This window comes from Pseudomonas sp. URMO17WK12:I12, from assembly GCF_000514395.1.
Taxonomy (GTDB): Bacteria; Pseudomonadota; Gammaproteobacteria; order Pseudomonadales; family Pseudomonadaceae; genus Aquipseudomonas; species Aquipseudomonas mucoides.
On sequence record NZ_AZVV01000014.1, the window covers coordinates 161766 to 177648 of the forward strand.

Below are 15883 nucleotides of genomic sequence, written 5' to 3' on the forward strand. Positions count from 1 at the left end.
TGTCCTCACTGCGGGTCTGAAAAATCCATTCGCGGATTTAGCCGGCCTCAAGCCGTTGCTCAAGACCAAAAAATTAAGGGTTTATTGAAGAACGAAGTAATCGTAGCGCATCGACACAGTGACCTCGAACGGCTCGGCCTGTTCGATGACCGCTGCGCGGCGTTCGGCACTGGCGCGCCAGCCGTGGGGCGTCATGGCCAGCAGGTTCGCGCGGTCCTGACCCTCTGCAAGCGTCAGTTTGAATTCCAGGGTTTCACTGTGCGCCAACGCCATGCCGTCCGGCACCAGGGCCAGATGCTTGTCGTCGGTGTATTCGCGGACTTCGTCGTACAGCCGCTCGCGTAACTCCATCAGATGGCCGCTGGTCGGCCCGACTTTCATCAAGCCGCCACCGGGGCTGAGCAGGCGTTTGGCTTCTTCCCAATCCAATGGGCTGAAGACGCTGGCGAGAAACTGGCAACTGCCGGAAGCCAACGGCACCCGCGCCATGCTGGCGATCAACCAGGTCAGCTGCGGGTTGCGTTTGCAGGCGCGTTTGACCGCTTCGCGGGAGATGTCCAGCGCGTAACCGTCGGCATTGGGCAAGGCCTCGGCGATTTGCGCGGTGTAGTAACCCTCGCCACAGCCGATGTCCAGCCAGCGCTGTGGCGCATAGTGCGCCGCCAGTTCCGCCAGACGCTTGGCCACCGGCGCGTAGTGGCCGGCGTTCAGGAAATCGCGGCGGGCTTCGACCATGGCCAGGTTATCCCCAGGGTCGCGGCTGTTTTTGTGCTGCACCGGCAACAGGTTCAGGTAACCCTGGCGGGCGCGGTCGAACCGGTGCCCAGCGGGGCAGGCCACGCCGTTGTCCACTGCGTTCAGCGGTTCACTGCAGATCGGGCAAGCGAGCATCAGGCGAGCAACTTGATCAGGGTCTGGTAGTAGATTTCGGTCAGCACGTCGAGGTCGGCGGCCAGTACACGCTCGTTGACCTGGTGGATCGTGGCGTTGACCGGGCCCAGTTCAACCACTTGTGTGCCCATGGTCGCGATGAAGCGACCGTCGGAGGTGCCACCGCTGGTGGACGCCTTGGTGTCGCGGCCGGTGATGTCCTTGATGCTCGACGCCACGGCATCCAGCAACGCCCCCGGCTCGGTCAGGAACGGCAGACCGGACAGCGCCCAGTCGATGTGCCAGTCCAGGCCATGCTTGTCGAGGATGTCGGCGACGCGTTTTTGCAGGCCTTCAACGGTGGATTCGGTGGAGAAGCGGAAGTTGAACACCGCCACCAGGTCGCCCGGGATCACGTTGGTCGCGCCGGTGCCGGAATTGACGTTGGAGATCTGGAAACTGGTCGGCGGGAAGAAATCGTTGCCGTGGTCCCAATGCTCGGCGGCCAATTCGGCCAGGGCCGGGGCAGCGAGGTGGATCGGGTTTTTGGCGAGGTGCGGATAGGCCACGTGGCCCTGAACACCACGAACGGTCAGCTTGGCACCGAGGGAGCCGCGACGGCCGTTCTTGACCACGTCGCCTACCAGCGTGGTGCTCGACGGTTCGCCGACGATGCACCAGTCCAGACGTTCCTTACGCGCGGCGAGGCGTTCAACCACCGCCTTGGTGCCGTGGTGCGCCGGGCCTTCTTCGTCGCTGGTGATCAGGAAAGCGACCTTGCCCTTGTGGTCCGGGTAATCGGCAACGAAGCGCTCGGCGGCCACGGTCATCGACGCCAGGCTGCCCTTCATGTCCGCCGCGCCACGGCCGCAGAGCATGCCGTGTTCGTCGATCAGCGCATTGAACGGGTCGATCTGCCAGGCCGTCACCGGACCGGTCGGCACCACGTCGGTGTGACCGGCGAAGCACAGCACCGGGCCGTCATGTTTGCCGTGGGTCGCCCAGAAGTTATCCACATCTTCGATGCGCATCGGTTCCAGCATGAAACCGGCATCGCCCAGGCGCTGCATCATCTGCTTCTGGCAATCGGCGTCGACCGGCGTCACGGACGGACGGCGGATCAGGTCGATGGCGAGTTGAAGGGTCGGCGAAAGGTCGGCGTGGGCCGTCATGGAAAACTCCGGAAGCTAATTGTGTAGGAGCAGAATTTGCTCGCGATGAACGATGATGAGGTCTTTCTGTTACACCGAGTCGCATCAATCGCGAGCAAGCTTTGCTCCTACAGGAATTGGTGCTGGGCGCGCAAAATGGCGGTTATCTTAAAGCAAAACGGCGACCATTGGCCGCCGTTTAGTGCATCCATACAGATTTAGACGGCGGGTGCCGGCTCCGTCTCGGCGGCCGGTTTCGGCAGCGAAGACAGGAACGCCATGATCAGCGCCGCCAGGTATGGCAGCGATTGCACCAGCAACATGGTCACCCAGAAGCGCATGTCGTTGCTCGGCAAGCCGTTGACCAGAAAGATCCCCAGCGCCGCGCCCCACAACAGCAGCATGATGAACACCTCTTCACGGGCCTCCGAAATTGCCACCCAGAAGCCGTGGTTATCGGCGTTTTTCGGGGTGCGGAAGAACGGAATGCTGCTGGTGAAGAAGCCGTACAGCACCGCTTTGGCGATGGTGTGCGACAACGCCAGCCCGGCCAGAGCCGCGCAGAACGCATCTTTGAGGTTCACGCCGACGGCGCGGCGATACAGGAAGATGATCTTGCCGACCTTGAACACGAACAGCGCCAACGGCGGGATTGCGAAAATCAGCAACGGCGGATCGACCCGCTGCGGCACGATGATCATCGCCGCCGACCACAACAATGCGCCGACCGTGAAGAAGATGTTCATGCCATCTGCGACCCACGGCAGCCAGCCCGCAAGGAAGTGGTAACGCTGGCCACGGGTCAGCTCGGTGTCCTTGCCGCGCAGCAGGCTGGCGGTGTGGCGCTTGATGATCTGAATCGCTCCGTAGGCCCAGCGGAAACGCTGTTTCTTGAAGTCGATAAAGGTATCGGGCATCAAGCCTTTGCCATAGCTGGTGTGGTAATACGCCGCCGACAGGCCTTTTTCGAACACGCGCAGACCCAACTCGGCGTCTTCACAGATGCACCAGTCAGCCCAGCCGAGCTCTTCAAGCACCGAGCGCCGGGTCATGGTCATGGTGCCGTGCTGGATGATCGCGTCACGGTCGTTGCGGGTGACCATGCCGATGTGGAAGAAGCCTTTGTATTCCGCGTAGCAGAGCTTTTTGAAGGTGCTTTCGTTCTGATCGCGATAGTCCTGCGGCGACTGCACCACCGCAATTTTCGGATCGGCGAAGTGCGGCACCATGTGCTTGAGCCAGTTCGGATCGACGCAGTAATCCGAGTCGATTACCGCGATGACTTCGGCATCCTTGGCGGTGTGCGGGATCAGGTAGTTCAGCGCGCCGCCCTTGAAACCGGCCAGCGGTGCAACGTGGAAGAACTTGAAGCGCGGGCCGAGGGTTTCGCAGTAATCGCGCACCGGTTCCCAGACCGCAGGGTCCTTGGTGTTGTTGTCGATGATCAGGACTTCGAAGTCCGGGTAATCGAGGTTGGCCAGCGCGTTGAGGGTCTGTTTGACCATCTCCGGCGGCTCGTTGTAGCAGGGCACGTGGATTGAGACTTTCGGTCTGTAGTCCGAGTCGCCCACCACCGGCAGGAATTCACGACGACGCTTGTGAGTCCAGACCGCTTCGGCCAGTTCATGCGCCTCGGTCAGCAGAACGATAAAGACCCCGAGCGCGCCGAGGGCCAGGAGGAGTCCAACTGTCAGGCTGAACCAGGTGCTGTATTGCTGGCTGTAGTCGTAACCGATCCACACCAACACCGAACCGCACAGGAACGCGATAAAGGTCAGGAAGGTACGGCCACGCTGGCGCAGGGCCGAGCCGTCGATCATCAGCAGGGTCAGGGACAGCAATGCCAATACGGCCGAGCCGATCGCCAGCACGCGCCATTGCGGGATCGCGACCACCGGGCCCTCGAAGTTGAATTTCTGCTGGCGCGCGGCATTGAACACGCCCCAATACGCGCCCACCGAACCTTCGTCGCTGGCCTTCCACGGCTGGTCAAATGCTTCGATCACGAAGTAGTTGAAGCCCTGGCGGTTGAGTTTGTTGACCAAGGTGCGCAGGTAGATCGCCTGATCCGCCGGGCTCGCATCGGTGCCGCCACGCATACGGCCGTTGCTCGGCCAGCCAACCTCCGAGAGCAACAGCGGTTTTTTCGGGAACATCTTTTTCAGGTCGCGGGCGCGGTCAAGGACGAACTGGCCGGCTTTGTCCACCGGGATGAATTCCCAGTAAGGCAAAACGTGGGCGGCGATCAGGTCGACGTGCTTGGCCAGTTCCGGGTGTTCTTCCCAGACGTGCCACTGCTCGGACGTGGTCACCGGCACCTTCACGGCGGCGCGCACGCGATCAAGGATCACGCTCAGTTCGGCAGCGGTAATTTCCTTACGGAAGATCGCCTCGTTACCGACCACCACGCGAACCACACTGCGGGAGGTGTTGGCAATTTCGATGGCACGGGTGATTTCGCGCTCATTGCGCTCCTGGTCCGGGCTGATCCAGATCCCCAGGGTCACGCGCAGGCCGAATTCCTCGGCGAGCTTGGGAATGTCTTCCAGGGTGCCGTCGACCGAGTAAGTACGGATGTTGTCCGTCAGCTTGCTCATGATCTCCAGGTCGCGACGCATTTGATCGTCGGTCGGGTACTGCTCTTTCTGCGGGTACTGGCCTTGCTGGAACGGCGAGTACGAGAAGCCGGAGATCTGTTCAGGCCAGTTGGGGGCGGTGACCGGGCGGTTGATCAGCGCCCAGAAGCCGGTAAACAAGGCTGCGATGGCGAGCACCACGACCAGGTTGAGTCCAAATTTGCGGGATGACATAGCTATTTCAGGTTCCAAAGACTGTGGAACGAAGGAACGGTTGGCGGTCGCCAAGGGGCGCGCATCCTACACCGGGCATTCTCTTTTCGTACAGCGGACAGGGAATTGCCGGACATTGGGCAATTTGCTTTCACATAAGTTCTTACACTTGTAGCCAGAAGGTTAAAAGTTCTCGCGCAGTGGCCCTATAATGCGCGCCGGTTTTTGGGGTATTGGTCATGAGTACAGAAGATCCGCGGTTTGCAGGCATCGCCCGTTTGTATGGCATCGAGGGGCTGGAGCGCCTGCGCGCTGCGCATGTGGCAATCGTTGGCGTCGGCGGCGTGGGTTCGTGGGCTGCGGAAGCCATCGCCCGGTGTGGCGTGGGCGAGATTTCGCTGTTTGACCTCGACGACGTCTGCGTCAGCAACGCCAACCGTCAGTTGCACGCGCTGGACAGCACCGTCGGCAAACCCAAAGTTGAAGTGATGGCCGAGCGCCTGCGCGGGATCAACCCGGACTGCTCGGTGCACGCGGTGGCGGATTTCGTCACCCGCGAGACCATGGCCGAGTACATCACGCCGAACATTGACTGCGTGATCGATTGCATTGACAGCGTCAACGCCAAGGCCGCGCTGATTGCCTGGTGCAAGCGGCGCAAGATCCAGATCATCACCACCGGCGGTGCGGGTGGGCAGATTGATCCGACGCTGATTCAGGTGTGCGACTTGAACCGTACGTTCAATGATCCGTTGGCGTCGAAAGTGCGCTCGACCTTGCGTCGCGACTACGGCTTCTCTCGCACCGTGACTCGCCATTACAGCGTGCCTTGTGTGTTTTCTACTGAGCAACTGCGCTACCCGAAACCGGATGGCAGCATCTGTTTGCAGAAGAGTTTTGTCGGCGATGGCGTGAAGCTGGACTGTGCGGGCGGGTTTGGTGCGGTGATGATGGTAACGGCGACGTTCGGGATGGTGGCGGCGACCAAGGCTGTGGACAAGATTGTGGCGGGTGTTCGGCGCCCTTCGGATCGGGTAAAGCCTGAGGTTGGATGATTGTTCCCACGCAGAGCGCGGGAACAATCAGTTACTGAGCCAACTCATTCATTCGCTGGAGCACGGCATTCAGGCCATTGCTGCGCGACGGCGACAGCTGCCGCGAAAGCCCGAGTTGATTGAACCACTCCGGCAAATCCACCTGCCGCAATTCAGCCGCCGACAACCCGTTGACCCGCGCCAGCAGCAACGCCACCAATCCGCGAATCAACCGCGCGTCGCTGCTTGCCGCAAACTGCCAATGACCGTCCAGCAGCGCGCCCACTAACCAGACCTGGCTTTCACAGCCATGCACCCGGTTGGCATCTACCTTATCCATATCGCTCAACGCAGGCAGGCGGTCGCCCCATTGCATCAGCAATCGCGCGCGCTGTTCCCAGCCGGCAGCGTTCTGGAACGTCTCCAGCGCCGCCACCGCATCGGCAGGCAGATTCATCTCAACAGCTCCAGCGCCTGATCCAGCGCTTCAAAGAATCGCTCCAGGTCTTCGGAATCGTTGTACAGCGCCAACGACACCCGGATCGCCCCGGCCAGTTCGAAGCTTTTGAGGAGCGGCATCGCGCAGTGATGCCCGGCGCGAACGGCAATTCCCTGTTCGGTCAGCAAATGCGCCAGGTCTGAGTTATGCACACCCTCGACGACAAAACTCGCCAGGGCCAGTTGCGGTTTGCCCAGCAATCGAATGCCGTTACGGGCCTCAAGACCCTTCAGCAAGTAATCATGCAGCGCGGCTTCATGGGCGTTAACGGCGCCCTGATCGAGCCCGGTGAGGTAATCCAGGGTCGCGCCCAGACCAATCACAGCGGCAATAGGTGGCGTTCCGGCCTCTAAACCCAGCGGGGCAGGGCGGAAGCGTGCGTGGTGGTAATCCGCATCCAGCACCATTTCGCCGCCGAATTGCCAGTGACGCAGTTGCTTCAGTGCCTCGTTGCGGCCGAACAACACACCGAGGCCATCGGGGCCATAGAGCTTGTGGCTGGAAAACACATAGAAGTCGCAACCCAGTGCCTGCACGTCATGCCGGCCATGCACCACGCCTTGAGCGCCGTCGACCACGGTCAACGCATCGTGCGCCTTGGCCATCGCCATTAAGGACGGCAGTGGCTGCCAGACGCCGAGCACGTTGGACAGCTGACTGACCGCCAGCAAGCGGGTTTGCGGCCCAATCAACTGCGCGGCGGCCTCAAGATCGATCAAGCCGTCGGCATCCAGCGGCAGGATCACCAGATTCAGCTCGCGCCGCTGGGCCAGTTGCTGCCATGGCAGCAGGTTGGCGTGATGCTCCAGGGCGCTGATGACAATCTCATCGCCCGGATTGAAAAGATGTTCCAGGCCATAGGCCAGGAGGTTCAGCGCGGATGTCGCGCCATGGGTAAAGATGATCTGCCCGCCATCGCCAGCATTCAGCCATTGCGCGACTTTGCTGCGACTGGCCTCGAACGCTTGGGTGGCGTGGGCGCCGGGCAAGTGTTGCGCCCGATGCACATTGGCTGCGCCATTGGCGTAGTAATGCGTCAGGGCATCCAGCAGGGCTTGAGGCTTTTGCGTGGTGGCGGCGTTGTCCAGATAGGTCTGGTCTTGCCGTTGCAGAGCGGCGATGGCCGGAAAATCGGCGCGCCAGGGAGAGGGGATCATCATGTTATTTCGGCCCTGGTAAACATGGGCGGGTGTACGCCAAACCCGTAGGAGCAAAGCTTGCTCGCGAAGCTTTTAGTGGCCTCAGGGGCCCCATCGCGAGCAAGCTCTGCTCCTACAGGTGATCGTGACGTCGCTTAGTTGTGAGCGTGCAGCGCTTCGTTCAGTTCGATGGCCGATTTGTGGGTTTTGCATTCCACGGCACCGGTCTCCGAATTGCGACGGAACAACAGGTCAGGTTGGCCGGCCAGTTCACGCGCCTTGACGACTTTGACCAGCTTGTTGTTTTCGTCCAGCAGCGCCACTTTGGTGCCAGCGGTCACGTACAGGCCCGACTCAACGGTGTTGCGGTCGCCCAACGGAATACCGATACCGGCGTTCGCGCCGATCAGGCAGCCTTCACCGACCTTGATCACGATGTTGCCACCGCCCGACAGGGTACCCATGGTCGAGCAACCGCCGCCCAGGTCCGAACCCTTGCCGACGAATACGCCAGCGGAAACGCGGCCTTCGATCATGCCCGGGCCTTCGGTGCCGGCGTTGAAGTTGACGAAACCTTCGTGCATCACGGTGGTGCCTTCGCCGACGTAAGCGCCCAGACGGATACGTGCCGCGTCAGCGATACGCACGCCGGCCGGTACCACGTAGTCGGTCATTTTCGGGAACTTGTCCACCGAGAACACTTCCAGCAACTCGCCACGCAGGCGGGCTTCCAGTTGATGCTCGGCCAGTTCGGACAGGTCGATCGCGCCCTGGCTGGTCCATGCCACGTTCGGCAGCAGCGGGAACACGCCGGCCAGGTTCAGGCCATGGGGCTTGACCAGGCGGTGCGACAGCAGGTGCAGCTTGAGGTAAGCCTCAGGCGTGGAAGTCAGTTGCACGTCTTCGGCCAGAATGGTCGCGACCAGCGGCTTGTGGCTCTCGGCCAGACGGGTCAGCAGGGAAGCCTGGGCAGCGTCGACGCCTTTCAGCGCTTCAGCCAGTTGCGACGCCTGAGCGGTGCTGAAAGCGATGGCCTGATTGCCTTCGGTGTAACCCAGGACCGGCGCGATGGCGGCGATGACTTCAGCCGACGGATGCAGGACAGGGGCGGCGTAGAACACTTCCAGCCATGCGCCTTGACGGTTTTGAGTGCCGACACCGAAGGCCAGGCTGAACAGGGAATTGGACATGTGAATACCTCTACAAAATTGAACGGGCTGGCTTACTTGAGCGCTGCCGCGTAGATATCTGGCTTGAAGCCAATCAGGGTTCGGTCACCGAGATCGAGCACCGGGCGCTTGATCATCGAGGGTTGTGCGAGCATCAGTTCGATGGCTTTCGGCTGGTCGAGATCGGCTTTGCGTTCGTCGTCGAGCTTGCGAAAGGTCGTGCCTGCACGGTTCAACACCACTTGCCAGCCGTGCTCGTCGCACCATTGGGTCAGGTGTTCACGGTCGATTCCGGCCGTTTTGTAATCATGAAAGTCATAGCTGACAGCGTGTTCATCGAGCCAGGTGCGCGCCTTTTTCATGGTGTCGCAGGCTTTGATGCCGAAAAGGTGCAACGTTTTGCTTGAAACGGTCAAGGAATTGCCCCCTTTGCAGGTGCTGAAAAAAAAAGGTGACGGATTATGCCATGGCCTTCCGGTTAAAACGCAAAACCTGTGGGAGCTCAGATCCGCCTGCGACATTGGTGTAACGTCCGTCGTGCAGTCTATGCGGCTAATATGGCACTTCGATGCTGTCGATTGCTGGGAACCGCGCTTTATGCAAACCGCCTATACCGTTCTTATCCTGTTGATGCTGGTCGGCGTTTCGCGTCTGATCGGACGGGTGATCCCACTGCCGCTGCCCTTGGTGCAAATTGCTGCCGGGGCGTTGCTGGCGTGGCCGACCCTGGGTTTGCACGTGGCACTCGACCCGGAACTGTTCCTCTTTCTGTTCCTTCCGCCGCTGCTGTTCTCCGACGGCTGGCGCATGCCCAAGCGTGAGTTCTGGCGACTGCGCGGGCCGATCCTGACGTTGGCGGTGGGATTGGTCCTGTTCACTGTAGTCGGCGCGGGTTACTTCATTCATTGGTTGATCCCGAGCATTCCACTGCCGGTGGCCTTCGCCCTTGCCGCCGTGTTGTCGCCGACGGATGCCGTGGCGGTATCGGCCATTTCCCGCAATCGCTTGCCCATGCCCTTGATGCACATGCTCCAGGGCGAGGCGCTGTAGAACGATGCCTCGGGTCTGGTGACCTTCAAATTCGCTTTGGTCGCTGCGGTGACGGGCGTGTTCTCGCTGGCCAGTGCCAGTCTGGCGTTTGTATTGGTGGCGGTTGGAGGCCTGGCCGTCGGCGTGGCACTGAGCTGGCTGGTCGGGCGCTCGCGGTCGTGGATGATTGCTCGCGGTTGGGATGACCCGGCGACTCACGTGGTGTTCATGTTGCTGCTGCCGTTCGCCGCTTATGTGTTGGCTGAACGGCTCGGTGCCTCGGGCATTTTGTCGGCGGTGGCGGCGGGGATGATGCAGAGCTGGCTCGACTTGCTGCCGCGCCAGACCAGCACCCGACTGCTCAACCGCAGCGTTTGGTCATTGCTGGAATTTGCCTTCAATGGCCTGATTTTCCTGTTGTTGGGCTTGCAGCTGCCGGACATCATCAAGGCGGTGGCCAGCCATGAAACCTCGCTGTGGCCGACGCTGCTCTACCGCTGTCTGGATGTGCTGGCGATTTTCCTGGTCCTGCTGGTGTTGCGGTTTGTCTGGGTGCAGAGCATCTGGCGTTTGTCGGTGTTGATGCGGCGCTTGCGCGGCAAAGGCGAGATGACGCATGTGCCGACGATGCGTTCCTGTTGGCTGCTGACGGTCGGCGGAGTACGCGGTGCGGTGACGTTGGCGGGCGTGCTGTCGGTGCCACTGATGATGGGGGGCGAGGCATTCCCTGAGCGCGACCTGCTGATCTTCATCGCGGCCGGGGTCATCCTGTTGTCGCTGATTTCAGCGTGTATCGGCTTGCCGCTGTTACTGCGCGGCATTGAAATAAGTCCTGACGACAAGCGCCGCAATGAAGTGCGAGACGCGTGGCGCAAGACCGCTGAAGCGGCGATTCATGCGCTGGAAATCGAAGAGGCCAAGCCTGTAGACGCGAGTGAGGCAGCGTTGGCTGTCGAACTCAAGGCACGGATCATGTCCGAGTATCGGCATCAGCTGGATGTGTTCAATGATTCGGCGGAAGCCCAGGCGCTGGCCTTTCAGATGGATCTGCTGGAGCGCCGATTACGACTCAAGGCGCTGCGGGCGCAACGCCTGGAGTTGTATAACCTCAGTCGTCATCACCAGATTGGTGATGACGTGCTGCGAGAGGTGTTGGGTGAGCTGGACTTGAGTGAGGCCAATCTTGGGCTGGTTAAATAGTCTAAGCGGGCTCACTCGAATCTATGGATAACTTGATTGCTAACGTTTTGGATAAAGCAACGACATCAGTCTCTTATCTTTTTTACTTATTTTACGGTTGATAGGGATTTCCCAATTTTTTAGAGTCAGCGTGTTAGCGACCGGGTGGTGCATGATGGATTTTCTGTCGTACGAGGTATAAATCGCTTCGATTGTATTGAAGGGCTCAAAGAGATTGCTATCGACCTGTTCTTTGGTCAACGGGTTCATCTCTCTATTCTGGTAAAACTCATACACCTTCGGTTTGTCCCAGGGAATATTGGCTTCGGGGTGTTGATGTTCGTGCATTGCTCCCAAGGCGTGACCAAACTCGTGAGTCACAATCACTGCGAAATCTTCATGGTCAGGTTTGACTCCCAGGTTCATGGTCGGCCAGTCGGGATGAATCAACAGCGCGTCGGTGCCCAGCATTGAGCTGTTTTCATTGTTCCTGGTAGCGATCCGAATCTCGCCCTGCATATCATCGACGAACTCAAACTTGAGATTGATATACGGCAGCCATTGGCTAGCGGCGTCGATGATTTTCTGTTTGTGCTCATCGTCGGGGCCATCGATAAAAGCGATTTTGAGCGTGCGTCCGTTTGCCCAGAGTTTCGAGTAATTGATCAGCGAGCGTTTGCGCCGGGTGCCGGTTGCGGAACCTGCGTTATCAGGGTTCTCGTTAACAGCAGCGTCGTAGGATTGTTGATCATCGGGCCACTGGATGAGGTTGCAGTCTTCAATACTGTTCATTGGCTACTTCTTCCATGAAGTTAGAGTAAAAGTCGTGTGAGTGCGCACAGCAATGCGCTACATGAGAGTAAGGGGCGGCTGCAGTTCAGTGAACTTTAATTTTGGCAGAAGTGTAACTTGCTGTATGAGAGGCCCGCGCTGCGTTGCACAGTGCGGGCCGGATACTTACTTATTACGAGTAATGAAGTCGCGAATTCGCTTCGCCGCTTCTACGCATTCGTCCAACGGTGCGACGAGTGCCATGCGCACGCGACCAGCTCCCGGATTAGCGCCGTCAACTTCACGGGACAAATAGGAACCCGGCACTACCGTCACGTGTTCTTCAATAAACAGGTCACGGCAGAATGCTTCATCGTCGCCTGCAACATTGGGCCACAAGTAAAAACCGCCATCCGGACGCTGCACGTCCATCACCGGGCTGAGGATTTCCAGCACCGCGTCGTACTTCTCGCGGTACAGCGCACGGTTGGCGCGCACATGCACTTCGTCATTCCATGCGACCACGCTGGCCAGTTGGGTCTGAACCGGCATCGCGCAGCCGTGGTAGGTGCGATACAGCAGGAAGCCCTTGAGAATGTCTGCGTCACCGGCCACAAAACCCGAGCGCAGGCCCGGCAGGTTGGAACGCTTGGACAAGCTGTGGAAGACCACGCAACGTTTGAAGTCTTTGCGACCCAGCGCCACGCAGGCGCTGAGCAGGCCGGCTGGCGGGGTTTGTTCGTCGAAGTACAGTTCGCTGTAGCACTCGTCGGCGGCGATCACGAAGTCGTATTCATCCGCCAGGGCGATCAGCTTTTTCAGAGTGTCGACCGGGATCAGTGCACCGGTCGGATTGCCTGGCGAGCACAGGAACAGGATCTGGCAGCGTTTCCAGATGTCTGGCGAAACGGCATCGAAGTCCGGATTGAAGCCGTTTTCGTCCAGGCACGGCAGGTAGTGCGGCTTGGCCCCGGCGAGAAACGCCGCGCCTTCGTAGATTTGATAGAACGGGTTCGGGCTGACTACCAACGCATCGTCGCCACGGTTGACCACGGTCTGCGTGAAGGCGAACAGCGCTTCGCGAGTACCGTTGACCGGCAGCACGTTACGCGCCGGGTCGAGCCAGCCGTTCGGAACGCTGAAACGGCGTTCGCACCAGGCGGCGATGGCTTCACGCAGGGCCGGGATGCCGAGGGTGGTCGGGTACACGGCCATCTGATCCAGATTGCTGGCCAGGGCTTCGGCCACGAAACTTGGCGAGCGGTGTTTCGGCTCGCCGATGGACAGCGCGACAGGGCGTTTGTCCGGGTTTGGCGTCACGCTGCCGAGCAGGGCGCGGAGCTTCTCGAAGGGGTAGGGCTGCAACTGGTTCAGAGCGTTGTTCATCGGTAGATCTCGTTCGGTGTGGGGGCTGGCTTTTGTAGGCGCCAGGCTTGCCCGCGATGCAGGCGCCTCGGTTTGTCAGTGCACCGAGGTGATGCTATCGCGGGCAAGCCCGGCTCCTGCATAAGCGCTTTCCCACAGGGAAAGTTGGTTTTTTCAGATGCTGATGCGGGAAAGCTTGATATCGGGTTCGTGGCTGACGCTCAGCTGTTCAACGATTGCATCCTGCAAGCGGCTGCACAGCAACGGGTCCGACAATTGCTGGTTGTTCGCGTCGGTAATGAAAAACACGTCCTCCACCCGCTCGCCCAGCGTGGCAATCTTGGCATTTTGCAGCGACAGGTCGAACTCCAGGAAGATCGTGCCGATTCGCGCCAGCAGGCCTGGACGGTCGGGCGCCGTGAGTTCCAGGACCGTGACCGGACGCTGGGCGTCGTTGTGGATCGTCACCTGTGGCGCAAAGGCGAAATGTTTGAGCTGGCGCGGCACCCGGCGCTGGATGATGGTCGGGTAATCGTCCGGATTGCGCAGGGCTTCGGTCAGGCCGTCACGGATCTGCTTGACCCGCGCCGGGTTGTCGCCAATCGAGTCGCCGTCGGTGTCGAGCACGATGTAGGTGTCGAGAGTGAACTGGCTGCTGGAGGTGATGACGCGGGCGTCATGAATGTTCAGGTTGAGCTGGTCCATCGCGGCCACGGTCACGGCGAAGAAGTCATGCTGGTCCGGCGCATAAATAAAGATCTGCGTGCCGCCCTCGAACTCGCGCTGAGTGGTTTCCTTGATCAGCACCAGGGGGCCGCCGTCGGCCGGCTGCTGGAGAATCGCGTCGCTGTGCCAGGCCACGTCGCCGGCGGTGTGACGCAGGAAGTAGTCATCGCCGAGCTGCGCCCACAGTTGCTCGACGTCGTCCGGGTCGGTACCGCCGCGCACGAGGATGTCCAGTGCCGCGCTCTGGGTCTGGCGGATCTGCTCTTCGCGATCGACCGGATTCTCCAGGCCGCGGCGCAAGGCGCGCTTGGTCTCGGTGTAGAGCTGGCGCAACAGGCTGGCACGCCAGGAATTCCACAGGGTCGGGTTGGTGGCGTTGATGTCGGCGACCGTCAGCACGTACAGATAATCGAGGCGGGTTTCATCGCCGACAATCTGTGCGAAATCGTGGATCACCTGCGGGTCGGACAAGTCCTTGCGCTGTGCCGTGGTCGACATCACCAGGTGGTTTTGCACCAGCCAGACGATCAGACGGCTGTCCCACACCGGCAACTGATGGCGCTGGCAAAAGGCTTCGGCATCCACCGCGCCGATTTCCGAGTGGTCGCCATGCCGGCCCTTGCCGATGTCGTGGTAAAGCCCGGCCATATAGATCAGCTCGGGCTTGGGCAGCTTACCCATGAGCTTGGCGGCCAGCGGGAATTTTTCCGACACTTGTGAGTACTGCAGCTTACGCAGGTGTTTGATCAGGTTCAGGGTGTGTGCATCGACCGTATAGATGTGGAACAGGTCGTGTTGCATCTGGCCGACGATGAAGCCGAACTCCGGCAAATAGCGCCCGAGGATGCCGTAACGGTTCATCCGGCGCAGGTTGCGGTGAATGCCGATCTTGCACTTGAACAGCTCGATAAACAGGCTGGTGTTACGAATATCGTTACGGAAGTCGTCGTCGATCAGGTGCCGATGTTCGCGCAGGAGACGGATGGTATCGGCGCGAACACCTTTGATTTCCGGCTGCTGGGCCATCAGCACGAAGATTTCGAGCATGGCAAACGGCGTGCGCCGGAACACGTTGTCGTTGCGCGCCTCGATGTAGCCGTCGTGCAACTGGAACCGCGAGTTGATCGGCTGCGGTGGCGCTTCGTCTTCCGGGGCGAGGATGACTTCTTCGAAGTGCTGGATGATCAGGTCGCTGAGCTGGGCAATGCTCATGACCACCCGGTAATACTGCTGCATGAAGTTTTCGATGGCTTGCTTGGCGTCATCACCGACGAAGCCCAGCAGCCCGGCAATCGAGCGCTGGTGATCGAACAGCAAGCGATCTTCGGAGCGACCGGCGAGCATGTGCAGCGCGTAACGGACTTTCCAGAGAAATTCCTGGGACGAGGCCAGCAGGGCGTTTTCGCTCTCTACCAGAAAACCTTCGCCGGCCAGTGCACGCAGGTTCAGGGTGCCGTATTCACGACGGGCCACCCACAGAATCGTCTGGATATCCCGCAGGCCGCCGGGCGAACCTTTGACGTTGGGTTCCAGATTATATTCGGTGTCGTTGTATTTGTGATGACGGGCTTTCTGTTCGGCACGCTTGGCCAGAAAGAAGTCCTTGCTTGGCCACATGTGCGCGGTGCTGGTGACATCCAGCATGCGCTGGCGCAGGCGCTCGGGGCCGCAAATAGTGCGACTTTCCATCAGGTTGGTGACCACCGTCAGGTCCGCGCGGGCTTCAACGGCGCATTCATCCACCGAACGAACACTCTGACCGACTTCCAGGCCGATGTCCCACAAGAGCGTCAGAAAACGCTCAATGGAATCGCGGAAAACCTCGTGGTCGGCGCTGTCCAGAAGGATCAGCAGATCGATGTCGGAATACGGGTGCAGTTCACCGCGACCATAACCGCCGACCGCGACCAGCGCGATGTCGGCGTCTTCACTCCAGTTGAACTGCTCCCAGGCCTTTTGCAGGATGTTATCGACGAACCAGGCGCGATCCTCGATCAGCCGGCGAATGTCGCGGCCGCTGCGAAAGCGCCCGTCGAGAACCTCGCGGGCCTGGCGGATCGCCTTCTTGAAGGCGGCAATCGGGCTTGCCTTCAGGGCCAGTTCAGCCTGGAACTGGCCGCGGTCGAAGAGTTCGGGATCCACCTGCGGCATCGATTGGCTTT

At 60.2% G+C, this 15883-nt stretch carries 11 protein-coding genes and 1 pseudogene; 2 read left to right on the plus strand and 10 right to left on the minus strand.

Annotation, left to right across the window (positions count from 1 at the left end; all coding sequences use genetic code 11):
* Nucleotides 1–81: 81 nt before the first annotated feature.
* The 3 genes from D882_RS0120495 to D882_RS0120505 form a co-directional block, all read right to left on the minus strand.
* On the minus strand, nucleotides 82–891 hold the full coding sequence (locus D882_RS0120495) for a putative RNA methyltransferase (protein WP_027924963.1): 810 nt from the start codon (nucleotides 889–891) through the stop codon (nucleotides 82–84).
* Nucleotides 891–2042, minus strand: a complete 1152-nt coding sequence (gene dapE, locus D882_RS0120500) for a succinyl-diaminopimelate desuccinylase (protein WP_027924964.1) — start codon at nucleotides 2040–2042, stop codon at nucleotides 891–893. Before dapE ends, D882_RS0120495 begins: the two co-directional genes overlap by 1 nt.
* 197 nt (nucleotides 2043–2239) lie before the next feature.
* Nucleotides 2240–4831: a glycosyltransferase gene (locus D882_RS0120505; protein WP_027924965.1), complete on the minus strand. Its 2592-nt coding sequence runs from the start codon at nucleotides 4829–4831 to the stop codon at nucleotides 2240–2242.
* A gap of 218 nt (nucleotides 4832–5049) precedes the next feature.
* Between D882_RS0120505 and tcdA the strand changes: the two genes are divergently transcribed.
* Nucleotides 5050–5865, plus strand: coding sequence for a tRNA cyclic N6-threonylcarbamoyladenosine(37) synthase TcdA (tcdA, locus tag D882_RS0120510; RefSeq protein ID WP_032833614.1), 816 nt, complete (start codon nucleotides 5050–5052; stop codon nucleotides 5863–5865).
* A 31-nt stretch (nucleotides 5866–5896) separates the two neighbouring features.
* Here tcdA and D882_RS0120515 read toward each other — a convergent pair whose 3' ends face one another.
* From D882_RS0120515 to D882_RS0120530, 4 genes are all read right to left on the minus strand, one after another.
* A complete protein-coding gene (locus D882_RS0120515) occupies nucleotides 5897–6301 on the minus strand; it encodes a SufE family protein (protein WP_027924967.1) in 405 nt (134 codons plus the stop codon).
* A complete protein-coding gene (locus D882_RS0120520; RefSeq protein WP_027924968.1) occupies nucleotides 6298–7503 on the minus strand; it encodes an aminotransferase class V-fold PLP-dependent enzyme in 1206 nt (401 codons plus the stop codon). The genes D882_RS0120515 and D882_RS0120520 overlap by 4 nt, the downstream gene beginning before the upstream one ends.
* A gap of 134 nt (nucleotides 7504–7637) precedes the next feature.
* Nucleotides 7638–8672 (minus strand): 2,3,4,5-tetrahydropyridine-2,6-dicarboxylate N-succinyltransferase, encoded by a 1035-nt coding sequence (gene dapD, locus D882_RS0120525; protein WP_027924969.1) that lies wholly within the window; start codon nucleotides 8670–8672, stop codon nucleotides 7638–7640.
* Nucleotides 8673–8704: 32 nt separating this feature from the next.
* Nucleotides 8705–9067 carry an ArsC family reductase gene (locus tag D882_RS0120530; RefSeq protein WP_007949322.1) on the minus strand — a complete coding sequence of 121 codons (363 nt, stop codon included), beginning with the start codon at nucleotides 9065–9067 and terminating at the stop codon, nucleotides 8705–8707.
* Nucleotides 9068–9248: 181 nt separating this feature from the next.
* On the opposite strand from D882_RS0120530, the pseudogene D882_RS01000000131295 reads away from it, so the two are divergent.
* A pseudogene (locus D882_RS01000000131295) lies at nucleotides 9249–10880 on the plus strand (Na+/H+ antiporter).
* Between the two features lie 39 nt (nucleotides 10881–10919).
* On the opposite strand, the gene D882_RS0120540 reads toward D882_RS01000000131295, so the two are convergent.
* The 3 genes from D882_RS0120540 to D882_RS0120550 form a co-directional block, all read right to left on the minus strand.
* The gene (locus D882_RS0120540) at nucleotides 10920–11651 is read right to left on the minus strand and encodes a M12 family metallopeptidase (protein ID WP_027924970.1); all 732 of its coding nucleotides are present in this window, start codon (nucleotides 11649–11651) and stop codon (nucleotides 10920–10922) included.
* A 165-nt stretch (nucleotides 11652–11816) separates the two neighbouring features.
* Nucleotides 11817–13016 carry a succinyldiaminopimelate transaminase gene (dapC, locus tag D882_RS0120545; protein ID WP_027924971.1) on the minus strand — a complete coding sequence of 400 codons (1200 nt, stop codon included), beginning with the start codon at nucleotides 13014–13016 and terminating at the stop codon, nucleotides 11817–11819.
* A 153-nt stretch (nucleotides 13017–13169) separates the two neighbouring features.
* Nucleotides 13170–15872, minus strand: coding sequence for a [protein-PII] uridylyltransferase (locus D882_RS0120550; protein ID WP_027924972.1), 2703 nt, complete (start codon nucleotides 15870–15872; stop codon nucleotides 13170–13172).
* Between the last annotated feature and the right edge of the window lie 11 nt (nucleotides 15873–15883).

Bases quoted from the DNA above. Each gene is read 5' to 3' on its own strand.
- D882_RS0120495 (WP_027924963.1), bottom strand. From the start codon at position 891: ATGCTCGCTTGCCCGATCTGCAGTGAACCGCTGAACGCAGTGGACAAC.
- dapE (WP_027924964.1), bottom strand. From the start codon at position 2,042: ATGACGGCCCACGCCGACCTTTCGCCGACCCTTCAACTCGCCATCGAC.
- D882_RS0120505 (WP_027924965.1), bottom strand. From the start codon at position 4,831: ATGTCATCCCGCAAATTTGGACTCAACCTGGTCGTGGTGCTCGCCATC.
- tcdA (WP_032833614.1), top strand. From the start codon at position 5,050: ATGAGTACAGAAGATCCGCGGTTTGCAGGCATCGCCCGTTTGTATGGC.
- D882_RS0120515 (WP_027924967.1), bottom strand. From the start codon at position 6,301: ATGAATCTGCCTGCCGATGCGGTGGCGGCGCTGGAGACGTTCCAGAAC.
- D882_RS0120520 (WP_027924968.1), bottom strand. From the start codon at position 7,503: ATGATGATCCCCTCTCCCTGGCGCGCCGATTTTCCGGCCATCGCCGCT.
- dapD (WP_027924969.1), bottom strand. From the start codon at position 8,672: ATGTCCAATTCCCTGTTCAGCCTGGCCTTCGGTGTCGGCACTCAAAAC.
- D882_RS0120540 (WP_027924970.1), bottom strand. From the start codon at position 11,651: ATGAACAGTATTGAAGACTGCAACCTCATCCAGTGGCCCGATGATCAA.
- dapC (WP_027924971.1), bottom strand. From the start codon at position 13,016: ATGAACAACGCTCTGAACCAGTTGCAGCCCTACCCCTTCGAGAAGCTC.
- D882_RS0120550 (WP_027924972.1), bottom strand. From the start codon at position 15,872: ATGCCGCAGGTGGATCCCGAACTCTTCGACCGCGGCCAGTTCCAGGCT.